This window comes from Mumia sp. Pv4-285, assembly GCF_041320275.1.
In the GTDB taxonomy this organism is placed as follows: Bacteria; Actinomycetota; Actinomycetes; order Propionibacteriales; family Nocardioidaceae; genus Mumia; species Mumia qirimensis.
Genome location: NZ_CP162023.1, coordinates 3375035 through 3390797, shown reverse-complemented (window position 1 = coordinate 3390797; position 15763 = coordinate 3375035). Strand labels below are relative to the sequence as shown.

Below are 15763 nucleotides of genomic sequence, written 5' to 3'. Positions count from 1 at the left end.
CAGGCATCACCATGATGCCTGGCCCTCGTCGGGGGTTTCGTGTGAGTCAGGAGCGCGTGGCCACGTGCGATCCGATCGCGTACGCACCCGACGTGCTGACCGGCGAGTACGTCGTGGTCGTGTACTTCTGGTGCGGCGCGACGCTGGCACTCGTCACGGCGTTGGTGCCGTCGTTGGCGCAGATCAGGTCTCCGGTGTTGCAGACGTTGTAGACGAAGACGCCGGTCGGCCACGATGCGCGCTTCCCCCACACGCCGCCGCGGGTCGAGCCGTTCTTGGAGACCTTCCCGCGCAAGGCCGGGTTGAACATCGGGTCACCGATCAGGCCGATTCCCTGAAGGCGTGCGCGCTGGGTGCTCGACAGGCCCACGACCACGTCTCCGACGACGTGCGCGCCCTGCGAGTAGCCGAAGAGAGCGATCTTCGTCGACGGGCACCCGGAGACGTAGCTGTTGATCTTGGCCTTCAGCGCCGTGCGGCCCTGACCCATCGAGTAGAGGTAGTCGAACGATGCCGGGTACGAGACGTAGTCGCTCGTGACGTTCGCCGTGCCCTTCTTCGCCCGGAAGGCGCTCAGCGCAGTGGGCAGGCGGTCACCCATCGAGGCCTTGACCCCGTCGGCGGTCCCGCGTACGCCGATGAAGGTGTACGCGCGGCACGTGACCGCGTTCGCTGCCGGTGCGGTGGCGACCACGATGCCGCTCGCCGCCACCGTCGCCGTCGCAGCGCCGATGAGGGCCCGGCGGATGATGCTCGATCCGAACATGTCGACTTCCTTCCCCGAAGGCCCACATCCGTGTGGGCCGGTCGTGATCACCTTCGCGGCGATCGCGTACGGAGGTAACCCCCGGAAACGGGGGGTCGGCTCACTCCTCGTCGAGCACGTCTCCCGGTGCGGTCCCCACCGCTCGCTCGATGTCCCCAGGGCTGGCGTGCTGCAGGTAGTCCCGCAGCTTGAGGCACGCTGCCCGGTAGTGCTCCCGCGCGGTGTCCTCGCTGATGAACAGCGTGGCCGCGATGTCACCCCAGTGCCGCCCACGGGCTCGGGCCGAGATGACCTGCCGCTGCCGCGGGCTGAGGTCGAGCGAGGCCCCCCGCCGGTCGAGCAGCTCGGTGAGCCCGACGAGGGACTGCGTGATCGCCACCTGCCCCAGGCGGATTCCGTCGACGGCTCGCACCGCGACCTCCGGCGGATCCGACTTGTGGACGACACCGTTCGCGCCCGCCCGCAGGCACAGCGCGAGCACGATCGCCCGCCGCTCGTCGGTGTAGAGGCAGACGGGATGCCCGAGGTCGCGCAGTGCACGGATCGCGGCGCGTCCCTGCTTGGTCGACGACGACACGCCCTGGGGTCCGCGCAGCAGCAGGTCGAGGACGACGACGTCGCAGGCCACCGGCGAGGCCTCGAACTCCTCGACGCTCGCGTACGTCGCCATGACCTCGAGGCCGGGGTGGACGGTGGCGAAGCCGCCGCGGATCACGGTGCTGTCGTCGATGACGACGACCCTCGGGCGAGCCTCCTCTCCGGACGGGTCGGTCACAGCGAGTCCTCTCGGGTGGTCACCGGTCCGACGATGGTGACGGACGTGCCGCGCCCGGGCGAGGAGCGGATCTCGGCCGAGATCCCGTGTCCCGCCAACGCCTCACGCACCTGGGTGTCGAGTCCGAACCCGAGGGGCTGGCTGCCCTGGTCGAAGCCGATCCCGTCGTCGGACACGACAACCTCCCAGGTCGTGCCGTCGGTGTCGGCATGGACGACGACCTGGTGCGCGGCGGCATGGAGCCGTACGTTGTGCAGGACCGTCGTGACGGCACCGCAGGTCGCCTCCCACACCTCCTCGCTGAGCTCGACGTGGGAACCCAGCTCCACGGCCAGCTCGAGCGGGAGGTCGTCGAACCCCTCCAGGGCTGCGGACAGCATCGCGCCGATCGTGCGCTGCGAGCCGTCCGGCGACCGCTGGGCTTGACTGCCGAGGTAGGTCCGCAGGCGTCGTGCTTCCCGGACGGCCTGCAGCCGTAGGCCCGGTAGCACCTCGGCGGGCGTCTCCTCGTCGGAGAGCAGGCGCAGGATGCTCGACGCGTCGTGGACCGTGAGCTGGTAGCGCTGGAGCTCGAGAGCGCGGGTGGCGGAGATCGCGTCGTCGCGTGACTGGTCGGCAGCGGCAGAGAGCGCCCGGAGGTAGTAGACGAGCAGCGCGACGACGATGGCGTACCCGGGGATGGTCAGCGCGTTGTTGAGGCTCGTCTCCCAGGACGCGACGTCGGCCGCGGACGTCCAGGCGATCAGCCACGCACCGAGTGCGGTGGCGTGCACGACCGCCACCGCGGGGCGCAGCCAGGTCGCGGCCAACGCCGCCACGTTGATCGCATAGCCGGGCGCCCACGACTCCCACGTGCCGACGACGTGGGATGCCGGCAGCAGCAGGTTCATCGCGGGGATGGCCACCCAGGCCAGTGCGATGTCCGGAACGTGCCACGCTCCCGCGCGTACCGACCCCGTGAGGAGGCTCTGGCCGATGAGCGCGACCGACACGACGACCACCGCCCCGGTCAGGGCGGCGTACGCGCCGGGGTGGTGGGACAGACGGACGCCGGAGGCGGCGCTGACGACGATCTGGAGCAGGACGACGCCCCGCATCGCCGAGGCGACCAGCGCGATCCCGCGCTCGGCGCGGCGGGCGGAGGTCCGTTCGGGCTCGGACGTGGCGGGTGCCGGCGCCGGTGTCACGGATCGCTCCTCACGTCCGACATGGTGGCAGAGATGACTGATCCGGCCAGGGGAATCGATCACTCCGCCGGGGGAGCGGCCACCGCGCGGTCGTGCTCCGGCCACGCCTCCTCGAACACGAGGAAGGTCCGCGTGCCGAGGACGTCGGGGATGCCCTGGATCTGCTCCATCACGAGGCGTCGCAGTCCTGCGTTGTCCTCCGCGCGGACGAGCAGGAGTGCGTCGAACTCGCCGCCGAGCAGCGCGATGTGCTCGACGCCGGGCAGCGCTGCGAGCCGCGGGCGGATCGCGAGCCACTCGGACTGACGCAGGTTGAGGGTCACGTACGCCGAGGTCCCGAGCCCGCGCGCGTTGGGATCGATGCGGGCGGAGAAGCCCGTGATCACCCCTCGCTCGCGGAGGCGTTCGACCCGTGAGTACGCATTGGCCCGTGAGATGTGGACCGTCTCGGCGAGCTGGCGCATCGACATGCGTCCGTCGCGCTCGAGCTCGTGCAGGATCCGCTGGTCGACCTCGTCCAGCGCTGTCCCGGCCATGTGTCTCCCTTCATCGCGTCGGCACCGCCTTGCCTGGATGAACGGCAAGAAATCTGGGCGATTTGCTGGATGCCTTCTCGAAGTTCGCCTGACTGTAGCGGACAGATAGTGACACACGTCACGATTTGAGGAGACGTGAAGTTCGAGAGGAGTCGCGCCATGGGTATGGAGACGGTGATCGAGCACTGGGACGGCCGCGTGTGCTGCTCCCGCTACGACGCAGAGACAGGGGCTTTCCTCACCGTTGCGATCCACTCGCGTCAGCTGGGCCCCGCGACGGGAGGGACGCGTGCGATGGCGTACCCGTCTCGGGAGCTCGCCGTCGGGGACGCGACACGGCTCGCGAGCTCGATGACCCACAAGATGGCTGTCGCCGGCCTTCCGATGGGGGGCGGCAAGTCGGTGATCGCGCTGCCGCGGGACCGGCGAGAGATCGGGGAAGCCGATTGGCACCGCATCCTCGTGCTCCACGCCGAGACTCTCGCGACGCTCAACGGGAGCTACTGGACGGGCCCTGACGTCGGGACGTCGTCTGCTGACATGGACGTGCTGCACGGGTTGAGCGGCGGCTACGCCTTCGGACGCTCGGAGGCTGCGGGAGGTCCGGGCTCCAGCGCTCCCGAGACGGCCCACGGCGTCTATGTCGGGATCCGCGAGTCAGCGCGCGAGGTGGGCATCAGCGACCTGGCGGGCCGACGTGTCCTGGTGCAGGGTCTGGGTGCTGTCGGCATGGACGTCGCCCGGCGGGTCGCGGCGGACGGCGCGAGGCTGATCGCGTCGGACATCGACCCGCTGCGCTGCGAGGTCGCGAGGACCGAGCTCGACGCCGAGATCGTCGCCGTCGACGACGTCGTCTCCACCGCCTGCGACGTGTTCGTCCCGTGCGCGACCGGAGGGGTGATCGACCGTCGCGTCGCGAGCACCCTCGAGACCCGTGTCGTCGCCGGGTCGGCGAACAACGTCCTGGCCGACGACGCCGCCGCCGACGTCCTCGCCTCGCGCGGGATCGTCCTGGCTCCCGACTTCGTCATCAACAGCGGAGGCGGCATCCATCTGGTGGGGCGCGAGGTGCTCGGCTGGACGGCTGACGAGGTCTCCCTCCACGTCGAGCGCATCGGACGGACCCTCGCCGAGGTCTTCGAGCGTGCGCGCACCGAGCGCACGAGCACGGACCTGGCCGCCCGCCGGCTGGCCGACGACGTCCTCGCCCGCTCGACGCAGAGCGTCGCCAGCTGAGGTGGGTCGGACTAGGCAGATCGGCTCAGGATTGATTTACTGACCGATAGGTTAGTAATTGCCGCGTGACGGGGAAGAACCAGCTTCCAGGAGGCGCGATGACCGCCGCACCGCACATCGACGCCGGACACCCGGCGGATGACGAGCTGCTCGCGCAGTTCGAACAGACGATCGCGCACAACGACCGCATCGAGCCGCGCGACTGGATGCCCGAGCGCTATCGCAGGACGCTCGTCCGCCAGGTCGCTCAGCACGCCCACTCCGAGATCATCGGGATGCAGCCGGAGGGCAGCTGGATCACCCGGGCGCCGTCGCTGCGCCGCAAGGCGATCCTGCTCGCGAAGGTGCAGGACGAAGCAGGTCACGGCCTGTACCTCTACTCGGCGTGCGAGACCCTCGGCGTCTCCCGGGCCGAGCTGACCGACCTCCTCCTCACCGGCAGGCAGAAGTACTCCTCGATCTTCAACTACCCCACGCTGACCTACGCCGACGTCGGCACGATCGGCTGGCTCGTCGACGGTGCGGCGATCTGCAACCAGGTGCCGCTGTGCCGCACCTCGTACGGGCCGTACGGCCGGGCGATGATCCGGATCTGCAAGGAGGAGTCGTTCCATCAGCGGCAGGGCTACGAGCTGCTGATGACGATGATGCGCGGGACGGACGAGCAGCGCGCGATGGTCCAGGAGTCGGTCGACCGCTTCTGGTGGCCGGCGCTCATGATGTTCGGGCCGCCCGACGACCAGTCGCCCAACACAGCGCAGTCGATGGCGTGGGGGATCAAGCGCGACACCAACGACGACCTGCGCCAGAAGATGGTCGACATGACGGTCCCGCAGGCCGAGGCGCTGGGAGTCACCCTGCCCGACCCTGCACTGCAGTGGAACGAGGAGCGGGGTCACTACGACTTCTCCCAGCCCGACTGGGACGAGTTCGCCGACGTGATCGGCGGCAACGGGCCGTGCAACGTCCAGCGCATCGCACACCGCCGCCGCGCGCACGACGACGGCGCCTGGGTACGCGAGGCGGCCACCGCCTTCGCGGAGCGCGAGGAGGAGCACGCATGAGCGTCAAGGCGGAGTGGCCCCTGTACGAGGTCTTCGTACGAGGCAAGCGCGGCCTCAACCACGTCCACGTCGGGTCGCTGCACGCACCCGACGACGCGATGGCGGTGCATCACGCCCGCGACGTCTACACCCGCCGTAGCGAGGGCGTGAGCATCTGGGTCGTGCGCTCGGACGCGATCACGGCGTCGAGCCCGGACGAGAAGGACCCGATGTTCGCGCCGAGCGGAGACAAGGTCTACCGGCATCCGACGTTCTACGAGATCCCCGACGACGTCCCGCACATGTGAGGAAGGAACCGATGGCCGGCTCGACCCACGAGGTGCACGACAACCCGTACGAGGGGCTGCTCGGCGGAGACCCGTCGCACTGGGCGTTCGGCACCGCCACGTACGACCGGCAGAGCGAGGATCCGCTCGCCGGGATCGACACGTCGGTCCCGGACGGCGTCGTCGGCGCCGACCTGGCGACGTACGCGGTGATGCTCGCCGACGACGCCCTCGTGCTGTCGCACCGCCTCTCGCAGTGGTGCAGCAACGCCCCGGACCTGGAGGAGGACATCGCGCTCGCCAACATCGCCCTGGACCTTCTCGGCCAGGCGCGGCTGCTGCTCGCCCGGGCCGCGGCTGCGGATCGCTCGATCGTGCCGCCGCTCCCGGAGGGATCGCCCGTCCCACCAGAGGACGCGCTGGCGTTCTTCCGCGAAGCAGGCGACTTCCGGAACGTACGGCTCGCCGAGGTCGAGGACGGCGACTTCGCCGACGCGGTCGTTCGGCTGCTTCTGTTCGCGACGTGGCGGCTCGCGCTGCTCCAACGGCTCCGCGACAGCCGCGACCCCGTCCTCGCGGCCGTGGCGACGAAGGGCGTGAAGGAAGTGGCGTACCACCGCGACTACGTCGGGCGCTGGTTCCTCACCCTGGCACGCGGGACTGACGAGTCGCGGGCGCGACTCGTCGCGGCACTGGCGCGCGCTTGGCCGCTGCGCGGCGAGCTCACCGACGTCCACGACGTCGAGGCACGCATGGCCGAGGCCGGTGTCGGTGTCGATCCGTCCACGCTGTCGGTCGAGGTCGACGCCGTCCTCGACCAGGTGTTCTCGACGAGCGGTGTCGTCCGGCCGGACGCGGCACCGCTGGCCGGAGTGCGTGGGCGCAAGGGCCGCGACGGGCTGCACACCGAGGCGATGAGCCGGATGCTCGCCGAGATGCAGGTCGTGGCACGCGCCCATCCGACGGGTCGGTGGTAGACGTGCCCGAGGCGACCCACCCCCCGCTGGTCGAGGCGACGCAGTCGATCGAGACCGACACCGAGACCCGTGCCTACGACGTCGCGCGCGCCGTCACCGACCCCGAGATGCCGATGCTCACCCTGGAGGACCTCGGAGTCCTGCGCGGCGTCGACGTCGACGCCGACGGTCACGTGGTCGCCACGATCACCCCGACGTACTCCGGCTGCCCCGCGATGGCGACGATGCGCGACGACCTCGTCCGTTCGCTCCAGGACGCGGGATTCGACGAGGTTCGTGTCGAGATCGCGCTGGAGCCCGCCTGGACGAGCGACTGGATCACCGAGCACGGACGTCGCGCACTCGCCGAGCACGGCCTGTCGGCGCCAGGCCCAGCGCCGCGCCACGACGGACCGGTCGCGCTCACCCTCAGTCCCCCGATCCGGGCCCTGCGCTGCCCGCGCTGCGGTGCGGCCGACGTCGCGCTGACGTCGGAGTTCGGGCCGACGGCGTGCAAGGCGCTCTACCGGTGCACGAGCTGCCTCGAGCCGTTCGAGCACGTGAAGGAGATCTGACATGACGGTGTCCGTGCCCTCACGCGCCACCGCTCGTACGGCGCTGTTCCACACCCTCACCGTTGCGGAGGTCGAGCGGCTCACCGACGACGCGGTCGCGGTCACCTTCGACGTCCCTCCAGCCCTCACCACGGCGTACGCCTTCGCGGCCGGCCAGTCGCTCACGCTCCGCCGCTTCGTCGACGGAGTCGAGCTGCGACGCTCGTACTCGATCTGCGCACCGGTCGGCGGCAGGCTGAGGATCGGTGTCCGCGAGATCCCCGACGGATTGTTCTCACGATGGCTGTCGCACGAGGTGACGCCCGGGACGCCGATCGACGTGCAGACGCCGACGGGAGGGTTCCGCGCCGACCCGGGGGAGGGGGCCCGCCACCTGTGCATCGCTGCCGGGTCGGGCATCACGCCGATCCTGTCGATCGTGGGCACCGTGCTGGCGGACCCGGGCGCCTCCGTGACGATGCTGTACGGCAACCGCACCACGTCGACCGTGATGTTCGCCGAGGAGCTGGCCGACCTGAAGAACCGGTATGGCCCTCGTTTCGACCTGATCCACGTGCTGTCGCGCGAGCCGCGTGACGTCGAGCTGTTCTCGGGGCGCCTCGAGACCGAGCGGTTGCGCGACCTCCTCACCCTTCTCGTCCCGGTCGGCGATCTCGACCACGTGTGGCTGTGCGGCCCGTTCGGGATGCTCGCGGACGCGCGCGCGGTGCTGTCCGAGCTCGGCGTCGAGGAGTGTCGCGTGCACGTCGAGCTCTTCTACGTCGATGAGCCGCTGCCGGAGCTCCGACGTGCGGACCCCGTCGTCGACGGGGCGACGAGCGAGGTGACGGTGGTCCTCGACGGGCGCAGCACGACGTCGGCGATGCCGCGCGGCGAGCCGGTCCTCGATGCCGCCCAGCGGACCCGTACGGATCTCCCGTTCGCGTGCAAGGGAGGCGTCTGCGGCACCTGCCGGGCGAAGGTGGGCGACGGCGAGGTCGACATGCGACGCAACTACGCACTGACGCCGGACGAGGTCGAGAGCGGGTTCGTTCTCACGTGCCAGTCGTACCCGGTCAGCGACACCCTCACCGTGGACTTCGACGCATGAGCGGAGAGGCCGGCGACGACCAGCGCCGTGCGGAGCGGAGTGCGGCCGCGATGTGGGACACGGACGCCGCGAGCAAGGCGCTCGGCATGTGCCTCGAGGACGTCGCCCCGGGCGAGTCACGGGTCTCCATGCTCGTCCGCGACGACATGGTCAACGGCCACGACCTCTGTCACGGCGGGCTGATCGCGGCGCTCGCGGATTCCGCGTTCGCGGTCGCGTGCAACACCGACGGCGTCGTCACCGTCGCGGCGGGCTTCGACATCACGTTCCTCGAGTCGGCCCGCCTCGGCGACCAGCTCGTCGCCGAGGCGCACGAGCGCGCGCAACGTGGCCGGTCCGGTGTGTACGACGTGACCGTCCGCCGCGCGACCGACCGCACCACGATCGCGGAGTTCCGGGGGAGGAGCCGAAGTCTCGGTCGTACGCTCGGCTGAGCGTCAGCCTCGCGGCACGGTGAGACCGTCGAACGCCAGCTCCACAACCGCGTCGGCGAGGGTGGCCGCGTCGACCTCGCCGTCCGGCCTGTACCACTCGGTGAGCGAGTTGACGGTGCCGAACAGCAACCTGCTGATGAGGTCGGGCGCGATGTCGTTGCGCAGCGTGCCCTCGGAGACCGCGTCGCGGACGAGCCCGGCGAGCTGCTCGTCGATCCGGCGGCGACGGGCGAGTGCCGAGATCTCCACCTCGCCGTTGCCACGCACCCGGAGCAGCAGGGTGACCGACGGCAGCTTGTCGACGAGCACCAGCACGCTCTGGCGGACCGCGCCACGGAGACGTGCGTACGCCGACACGTCCCGCGGTTCGCGGGTCGCATCGGCGATCACGGCCTCGAGCCCTTCGAGCGCGTCGTCGAGCGCGAGCGACAGGAGGTGCTCCTTGCTCGGGACGTGGTGATAGATCGCGGACTTGCTGAGGCCGAGCTCGGCGGCCAGGTCACCGACGCTGGTGGCGTCGTAGCCGCGCCTGATGAACACCTCGACGGCGCGCCTCACGAGCAGCTCCTGGTCGTAGCCGGGCCTACCTCGTCGGGCGCTGCCCTGCGAACTCCCGGCGCTCATGGGACCACGTTCTCACAGCGGCTACTCGACGAGGGCTCTGTCGGTCGTCAGCTCGATGTAGGCCCAGAGGTCGAAACCGAGAGGCTCCAGGCGCGCCAGGAGCGACCGTCGGACCTCGTCCTCGTCGGAGACGTCCCAGTGGCCTGGTTCGACGACGAAGTCGACCTCGAGGAACAGCTTGCGACCGACCTTGCGCATGCGGACGATGGGTTCGTCGAGCCCGAAGTGTCGCCGCACGTCGTCGACGGCCAGGTGGACGGACTGCTGCACCTCCGTGGAGGGAGCGCCCTGCAGCAGCTCTCGCACTCCGGATCGCAGGAGCCCCACGGGTGTGGGTGCGAGCACCACGCATGCGGCGATCACGAGAACGGGATCGACATAGGCGACCACGTCGACGGACGTGGAGCGGTCGAGGACCATCGCTGTCACGGCGCCGACCACCATGCCGATGCTGAGGACCGCGCTCGCCCGCCAGGTGGCGATCTCCGCGCCGACGAGGTCGGACGTGGACCGCATCCGTCGCAACGAGAGGAAGACGGCGGCGGCACCGACTGCTGAGATCAGCCCGTACAGCGCGAGGCTCTGCGTCTCGACCGGGTTGCCTCCCTCCCTGACCAGCACGATCGCGTCCACGAAGGCGTAGAGCAGCGTGCCGGCGAGAGCCACTCCCTGCAGCAGGACAGCGAGCGGAGTGAAGGCGTCACGCCCGAACGGGAACCTCTTCGTCGGTCCTTCCTCGACGGCGCGCGCTGCCTGGAGCGCGAACCACGACAACGCGATCCCGATCAGGGCGTACGCGCCGTCGAGGAGCAGGATGCGCAGCTCGCCCACGATGCCCCAGGCCATCGCGAGGGCTCCCAGCGCTGCTGCGGCGACGATCGAGCGGCGCAGTGCCGTGCGCTCGATCGACGCCTGCGCGCGCTGGGCTCCGCTCACGACCGTCAGCGTAGTTCGGATGAGGCGCGACGACGCGAGTCACCGCAGGTAGCGCCGCGCGACGACAGCCTGCTGGTCGGCCGGCCGGCCGAGCTGCATCGTCCACGCGAGGCGCACCAGCGCTCCGTGGGACCAGACGAGCGGGGTCGCCGCCCGGGTCCCTTCGCCGGCCTGGCAGCAGGGCCTCCCCGTCGGGGGCCGACCGTCCCACACCTGCTCGGAGATCATGTCGCCGTCGTTGGCGGCGGCCGCGACCGCGGCGAGGTACGAGGACGCGTCCCGTCCGGCGCTGACCTCGTGCTCCCCGCGCTCGCCGGTCAGGATCGGCCAGCCTCGGCCGAGCGTGGTGAAGGTGCCCGGCTCCGTGATCTCCCACTGCCCGCCGTCACGCGTCTCGCCGTACCCGTCGAAGCTGAACCGCCGCCAGAAGGGGCCGTTCGGGGTCTGGACCCGCAGCTCCTGGTCGACCACCGCGAGAGACGACGCGACGACCGGGTCGGTGCCCGGCAAGATCCCCCAGCGTGTCAGGGCGAGGAAGCTGGGGTCGACGACCCGCCGCTGGTCGATCTGCACCGGCCCGCCGTCGCCCATCTCGTAGGGCGATGCCGTGTCGGGCCGGCCGTTCTTGGTGAGGCGCAGGAAGTACGGCCGGGACGATAGGGGACCGGTGGTGGTGACCGTCCATCCCTTCACCCGGGCCGCCCACCGGTCGGCGAGGCGCAGCCAGCGGCGTGCCGACGCCCGGTCGCCGTTGCGGCGCGCGATGTCGGCGGCGCAGACGAGCCCGGCGATCTGCGCGGCGATCGAGTTCGGCGAGTAGCCGGACTGGTTCTCCCACCGCTCCTGGGGTGAGTACGGCGCCCGGCGACCGGTCTCCTCGTCGCGGAACCGCGCGAGGAAGTCCGCCGCTCGTTTGACCCCTCGGTACGTCGCGCGGCCGGTCTTCCCGGTCAGGCGCGCGAGGACGATCGGCAGCGCCACCTCGTCGAGCTGGAGCTCGGACCACACCGGTTGTCCCTGCACGTCGGAGTTCTGCGGGAAGGATCCGTCGGGCTTCTGCTGCACCCGGAACAGCCAGTCGACGATGCGTCGGGCCGCCGAGCGGTCGCCCATGGCCCACATGGCGCTGCCGAACTCGTACGAGTCGCGCGACCACACGAGGTGGTACGCGCCGGATGGCGAGGAGAGGTCCGGCACCTCGTCGCCCCACACCCATGGGGCGGACGGCGACGCGACGACCGCGCCGGGGTTGAGCTTGTCCTCGGCGGCTGCGAGCACGAGCGCCGAGGCGAGGTACTCGCGCTCGATCGAGGCTGCGGTGGCGGGCACCCGCTTCAGCGACCTCACGTAGCGGTGCCATCCACGGTCGTACCGGCGCTGGACGCTCGCCCAGCCGGTACGCGCGCTGGCCGCGGCGGTGGCCCGTGCAGCGGCGGGTCGGCGGCCGAACCCGAGGGTGATCGTCGCCCGTTGCCTGCCCGGCAGTCCGTTGACACGGCTCACGCGAGCGGTCTGCACGACGTTCCCCGGACCAGCCGAGCGGTGCCGACGGTCGAGATCGTGGTCACGGCGCAGGTCCCGCCAACCGTCGCTCCGGCTGCCGGCGTACCCGTTGGTGCGCGCGCCGAGCCGTGGTCGCGCACGCAGGGCTGTCGCGACCTTCCCGTCGCTCGCCACGAGCGTCCTGCCGACGGTTCGGGCGCGGTCGTCCATGCCGTTGTTGGCGAGTGCCGGGTCGTGCTGGACGTAGAGACGGTAGCGACCTCCGTCCAGCGACGTCAGCCGTACGCGGACCACCAGGGCGTCGCGTCGCGGGTCCGTCGCGACGTGCTTGGTGAGCCGGTAGCGCCCGTCACGACCGCCGATCTGCGCGAACCGGAGGCTCCGCGCGTCGGGGCGGGACGTGGCCGGGCGCATGTCGACCGTCTCGCGGTCGGTGAAGCTGGTGCCGTCGGTCACGACGAGCTCGAGGCTGCGCACGCTCGGCGTCGAGAGGTCCGGGTAGAAGACCTCGCTCACCCTGCCTCGTTGCAGGGTGAACCACACGTTGCTGCGGCGGGCGCGAGCGGTGCCGAAGCCGGTCTTGTCGGCCTCGGTCCAGGTGCTCTTGCGGCCGGGGGTGCCGGGCGCGGGGTCAGCCGGTGCTGCGGCCGTGGGGACGGCCACGAGGAGGGTGGCGCCGAGCAGCAGCGCAGCCACGGCGGCGAGGGCGGCGGTGAGCGGGCGGGACGGGCGACGTACGGGCATGAGGACCTCCGGGAGCGATGTCCGAGCGGTTCCCCGTGACGTACGTCACAAACCGCGCCTCTGCGTCAGACGTCGCGCCACCCGGAGCCGGCCTGGTCGTGGCCGTGCGCAGCCATCAGGCTCAGCCCACCGTCGACCGTGAGCGATGCGCCGGTGACGTAGGCCGAGCGCGGCGAGGCGAGGAAGCCGATCAGCGATGCCACCTCGGCGACGTGCCCGGGCCGACCCAGCGGATTCCCCGACCGCTCTTCGTCGTACGCGTCGGACTCGTCCATGCCGGTCATCTCGGTGGCGATCTCACCCGGGGCGACGGAGTTGACGGTGATGGCGTGCTCGCCGAGCTCGAGCGCCATCACCTTGGTGAGCATGCCGAGCCCCGCCTTGGCCGCGCAGTAGGCCGCTGACCCGACCCGGGGCAGGTGCTCGTGGACGCTCGTCACGTTGATGATCCGGCCGCCCTGGTCGGCCGCGATCATCACCTGCGCCGCGCGCTGGGCAGTGAGGAACGGGCCGTCGAGATCGGTCGCGAGCACGCGCCGCCAGGTGTCGAACGGCAGGTCGACCACCTTGTCGGAGTGGCCGGTGCCGGCGACGTTGACCAGCACACCGAGACCTCCGAGCTGCCCGACGAGCCGGTCCACGAGCGCCCCGGCATCGGGCTGCGAGGCGTCGAAGACCTCGATGTACGCCTTCTGGCCTCGCGCTTCGACCTCCTTTGCGGTCTCCTGGGCCCCATCGCTGTCGTGGTGGCAGGTGAGGCCGACGTCGAAGCCCTCCCGCGCGAGGAGCTGTGCCGTGGCCTGTCCGATGCCGGAGTCGCTGCCGGTGACGATGGCGAGTCGCGGGAAGTGGCTGGTCATGGGAGCTCCTGTCGGATCGTGGACGGCCAGGTGGCCGAGCGGTCACCAGACCGGTTGCCGACGCGAAGCGGTTCAAGCGTTGCCACGGCCCCCGTCTTTGACCCCAAGTGGATGAAGGATGGTCGCGAGGTTGCTTGCTCGGCCGTCGGCTCGTTGACGGGACCGGCTCGAGCGAGGGGGAGGCAATGATGGAGCTCACGACGTGCCCGGAGTGCGGCGCGACTGCCGCGGTGACGTGGCGGTACTGCGAGGAGAGCACCGACGGGCCGGTCGAGCACGTCAGGCTCAGCTGCGTCCAGCGGCACTGGTTCATGGGGCCGGCCGCGTCGCTGCTGACGGGGGGTCCTGGCCGACCGGCGGACGCCCAGCGTCAGCCCTCGACTCCCGTGCTCGCGTGGGACTGGCCGACCGGCTTGCTCTCCGGTGAGCCACGCTGGCGCAAGTAGATCGACAGCACCGCCATCGATCCGACGGCGAGGAACTCGGACTGCCAGTTCTGCAGCGTCCGTGACCAGAAGTCGGCACCCAGGACGTACGACGTCCAGCTCATCGGGTCACGCATCTGCTCGAGCAGGACCTCGTTGTAGGCGGCCCACCCGGCGATCGACTGGACCAGCCAGGACCCCAGGAAGATCGACAGCATCACGAGCAGCAGCGAGTTGGAGAAGGCGGCCGTACGCCAGCCGCCGACCCTCGCCCAGGTGGGGGAGCTGTCGTCCGCGTGACGACCGATCTTTTGATCCTCGGCCGACTCGAGGCCCGCCTTGTGCAGCTCCTTCGACTCGGGTGAGCCGCGCTGCAGCAGCCAGACGGTGGCGAGGATGAAGAGGAGGAACTGCAGGTACTCGCTCTGCCAGTTCTCCGAGACGTCCACCGCGAAGTCGACCGAGCTGAGGTACCGACCGAAGGACACCTGTCCGAAGCCCTCGGCGAGCTGCTGGTTGTTGAACTCGTGCCATCCGGCGAACGCCTGACCGCCGAGCGCCAGCAGGAAGATGACGAGGAAGAACAGGCTCAGGGAGTTGTGCCGGAGGAAGCCGCCCGGCTGCGAGGGCTTCGACCGCCCCGTCATACGTGCCTCACCCCGACGACGAGGAAGTAGGACAGGCCGGCCACGATGATGACCAGATAGGTCAGGAACACTGCACGCATGTCAGCCTCCGCTCACCTGGCAGTCGTACGGGGTGCCCTCGCCGGTCGGCCTGCAGCCGGCGGCAGTGACGCGCCAGCCGTCGTCGTACCGGCTGAAGAACGTCGTCTCCTGGGGCTCGCCCGGACCGTCGTCGAACCGGACGAGCGCCATCACGCCGAAGACCTCGACGGAGCCCGGCTCGCGCACCGCGGGGAGATCCTCCTCGAGCAGAGCCTCGTCGCACGCTGTCTCGGCGTTCTTCTCCACCTCCGTGCGTGTCCTCTCCGACAGGAGGGCGCAGGCCTGCTCGCCGTCGGCGTCGGCGAACGCCTGGTAGAAGTCGCGTGCGACCTCCTCGACCGGCGCGTCCTGCGAGCCCGCGCAGGCGGTCAGGGAAGCGGCCATCGACATGACCGCCAGGACGAGGATCCCGCGTGACGGACGAATCACACCGGTGATGTTACCGCTGTTGCAAGAGCGCCGTTCCAAGGCGTGACGGGGTGTCGAGGTGGGTACCGGCCTAGGGAGTGAAATGCCTGGCGGAGAAGGGAGTGTCCGATGGACGACATGCGCACGAGCGGCCGCGGCCGCGACTCTGATCTGGCGGCGAAGGAGAAGACCCTTCGCGCGCTCACGGCCGCTGTAGGAGCGGTCTTCCTCCTCGTCGGGATCCTCGGTTTCATCCCCGGGATCACGACGAACTACGACACGATGACCTTCGCCGGCCACGAGGGCAACGCCAAGCTCCTCGGGGTCTTCGAGGTGTCGGTCCTGCACAACATCGTGCACCTGCTGTTCGGCGTCGTCGGACTGTGGGCGGCACGTGCGGCACGGACCGCGGTGCCGTACCTGATCGGCGGCGGGGTGATCTACCTGCTCCTGTGGATCTACGGGTTGGTCATCGACTACGACGACTCGGCGAACTTCATCCCGGTCAACGACGCGGACAACTGGCTGCACCTGGTGCTGGGGGTGGCGATGGTCCTGATCGGTGCTGTGGGGGCGAGGATGATCGCGCCGGGAAGGACGGGCACTGCGGACCGCACGCGAAATCGCCGGTGAGGTCGACGAGCGCCGTC

At 70.4% G+C, this 15763-nt stretch carries 18 protein-coding genes; 8 read left to right on the top strand and 10 right to left on the bottom strand.

What is annotated here, in order from left to right:
* Window positions 1-46 precede the first annotated feature (46 nt).
* The 4 genes from AB3M34_RS16360 to AB3M34_RS16345 all read right to left on the bottom strand — a co-directional run bounded on the left by AB3M34_RS16360 (window position 47) and on the right by AB3M34_RS16345 (window position 3264).
* Entirely contained in the window at window positions 47-766 is a 720-nt protein-coding gene (locus tag AB3M34_RS16360) for a cutinase family protein (protein ID WP_370615509.1), read from the bottom strand.
* Window positions 767-866: 100 nt separating this feature from the next.
* On the bottom strand, window positions 867-1541 hold the full coding sequence (locus tag AB3M34_RS16355) for a hypothetical protein (protein WP_370615508.1): 675 nt from the start codon (window positions 1539-1541) through the stop codon (window positions 867-869).
* Window positions 1538-2728: a hypothetical protein gene (locus AB3M34_RS16350; protein WP_370615506.1), complete on the bottom strand. Its 1191-nt coding sequence runs from the start codon at window positions 2726-2728 to the stop codon at window positions 1538-1540. Before AB3M34_RS16350 ends, AB3M34_RS16355 begins: the two co-directional genes overlap by 4 nt.
* Before the next feature lie 59 nt (window positions 2729-2787).
* Window positions 2788-3264 (bottom strand): Lrp/AsnC family transcriptional regulator, encoded by a 477-nt coding sequence (locus AB3M34_RS16345; protein WP_370615505.1) that lies wholly within the window; start codon window positions 3262-3264, stop codon window positions 2788-2790.
* Window positions 3265-3423: 159 nt separating this feature from the next.
* Here AB3M34_RS16345 and AB3M34_RS16340 point away from each other — a divergent pair, with 159 nt between their 5' ends.
* From AB3M34_RS16340 to paaI, 7 genes are all read left to right on the top strand, one after another.
* Entirely contained in the window at window positions 3424-4500 is a 1077-nt protein-coding gene (locus tag AB3M34_RS16340; RefSeq protein WP_370615503.1) for a Glu/Leu/Phe/Val dehydrogenase family protein, read from the top strand.
* Between the two features lie 98 nt (window positions 4501-4598).
* Window positions 4599-5564 (top strand): 1,2-phenylacetyl-CoA epoxidase subunit PaaA, encoded by a 966-nt coding sequence (gene paaA / locus AB3M34_RS16335; RefSeq protein ID WP_370615502.1) that lies wholly within the window; start codon window positions 4599-4601, stop codon window positions 5562-5564.
* Window positions 5561-5851, top strand: a complete 291-nt coding sequence (paaB, locus tag AB3M34_RS16330) for a 1,2-phenylacetyl-CoA epoxidase subunit PaaB (RefSeq protein ID WP_370615500.1) — start codon at window positions 5561-5563, stop codon at window positions 5849-5851. Before paaA ends, paaB begins: the two co-directional genes overlap by 4 nt.
* A gap of 11 nt (window positions 5852-5862) precedes the next feature.
* Complete coding sequence (gene paaC / locus AB3M34_RS16325; protein ID WP_370615498.1) at window positions 5863-6807, top strand: 1,2-phenylacetyl-CoA epoxidase subunit PaaC; 945 nt, start codon at window positions 5863-5865, stop codon at window positions 6805-6807.
* A gap of 2 nt (window positions 6808-6809) precedes the next feature.
* A complete protein-coding gene (gene paaD, locus AB3M34_RS16320) occupies window positions 6810-7361 on the top strand; it encodes a 1,2-phenylacetyl-CoA epoxidase subunit PaaD (protein WP_370615496.1) in 552 nt (183 codons plus the stop codon).
* 1 nt (window position 7362) lies between these two features.
* The gene (gene paaE / locus AB3M34_RS16315; RefSeq protein ID WP_370615495.1) at window positions 7363-8451 is read left to right on the top strand and encodes a 1,2-phenylacetyl-CoA epoxidase subunit PaaE; all 1089 of its coding nucleotides are present in this window, start codon (window positions 7363-7365) and stop codon (window positions 8449-8451) included.
* On the top strand, window positions 8448-8885 hold the full coding sequence (paaI, locus tag AB3M34_RS16310) for a hydroxyphenylacetyl-CoA thioesterase PaaI (RefSeq protein ID WP_370615493.1): 438 nt from the start codon (window positions 8448-8450) through the stop codon (window positions 8883-8885). Before paaE ends, paaI begins: the two co-directional genes overlap by 4 nt.
* A 3-nt stretch (window positions 8886-8888) precedes the next feature.
* Here the strand turns inward: paaI and AB3M34_RS16305 are convergent, their stop codons facing one another.
* The 6 genes from AB3M34_RS16305 to AB3M34_RS16280 form a co-directional block, all read right to left on the bottom strand.
* Complete coding sequence (locus tag AB3M34_RS16305) at window positions 8889-9509, bottom strand: TetR/AcrR family transcriptional regulator (RefSeq protein ID WP_370615491.1); 621 nt, start codon at window positions 9507-9509, stop codon at window positions 8889-8891.
* Between the two features lie 21 nt (window positions 9510-9530).
* Window positions 9531-10445 (bottom strand): cation transporter, encoded by a 915-nt coding sequence (locus AB3M34_RS16300; protein WP_370615489.1) that lies wholly within the window; start codon window positions 10443-10445, stop codon window positions 9531-9533.
* Between the two features lie 39 nt (window positions 10446-10484).
* Window positions 10485-12692 carry a glycoside hydrolase family 15 protein gene (locus tag AB3M34_RS16295; RefSeq protein ID WP_370615488.1) on the bottom strand — a complete coding sequence of 736 codons (2208 nt, stop codon included), beginning with the start codon at window positions 12690-12692 and terminating at the stop codon, window positions 10485-10487.
* 65 nt (window positions 12693-12757) lie between these two features.
* On the bottom strand, window positions 12758-13552 hold the full coding sequence (locus AB3M34_RS16290) for an SDR family oxidoreductase (RefSeq protein ID WP_370615486.1): 795 nt from the start codon (window positions 13550-13552) through the stop codon (window positions 12758-12760).
* 370 nt (window positions 13553-13922) lie between these two features.
* A complete protein-coding gene (locus AB3M34_RS16285) occupies window positions 13923-14624 on the bottom strand; it encodes a DUF6766 family protein (RefSeq protein ID WP_370615484.1) in 702 nt (233 codons plus the stop codon).
* Window positions 14625-14705: 81 nt separating this feature from the next.
* Complete coding sequence (locus AB3M34_RS16280) at window positions 14706-15134, bottom strand: hypothetical protein (protein WP_370615482.1); 429 nt, start codon at window positions 15132-15134, stop codon at window positions 14706-14708.
* 108 nt (window positions 15135-15242) lie between these two features.
* On the opposite strand from AB3M34_RS16280, the gene AB3M34_RS16275 reads away from it, so the two are divergent.
* Window positions 15243-15746 (top strand): DUF4383 domain-containing protein, encoded by a 504-nt coding sequence (locus AB3M34_RS16275; RefSeq protein ID WP_370615481.1) that lies wholly within the window; start codon window positions 15243-15245, stop codon window positions 15744-15746.
* The last annotated feature ends 17 nt before the right edge of the window (window positions 15747-15763 follow it).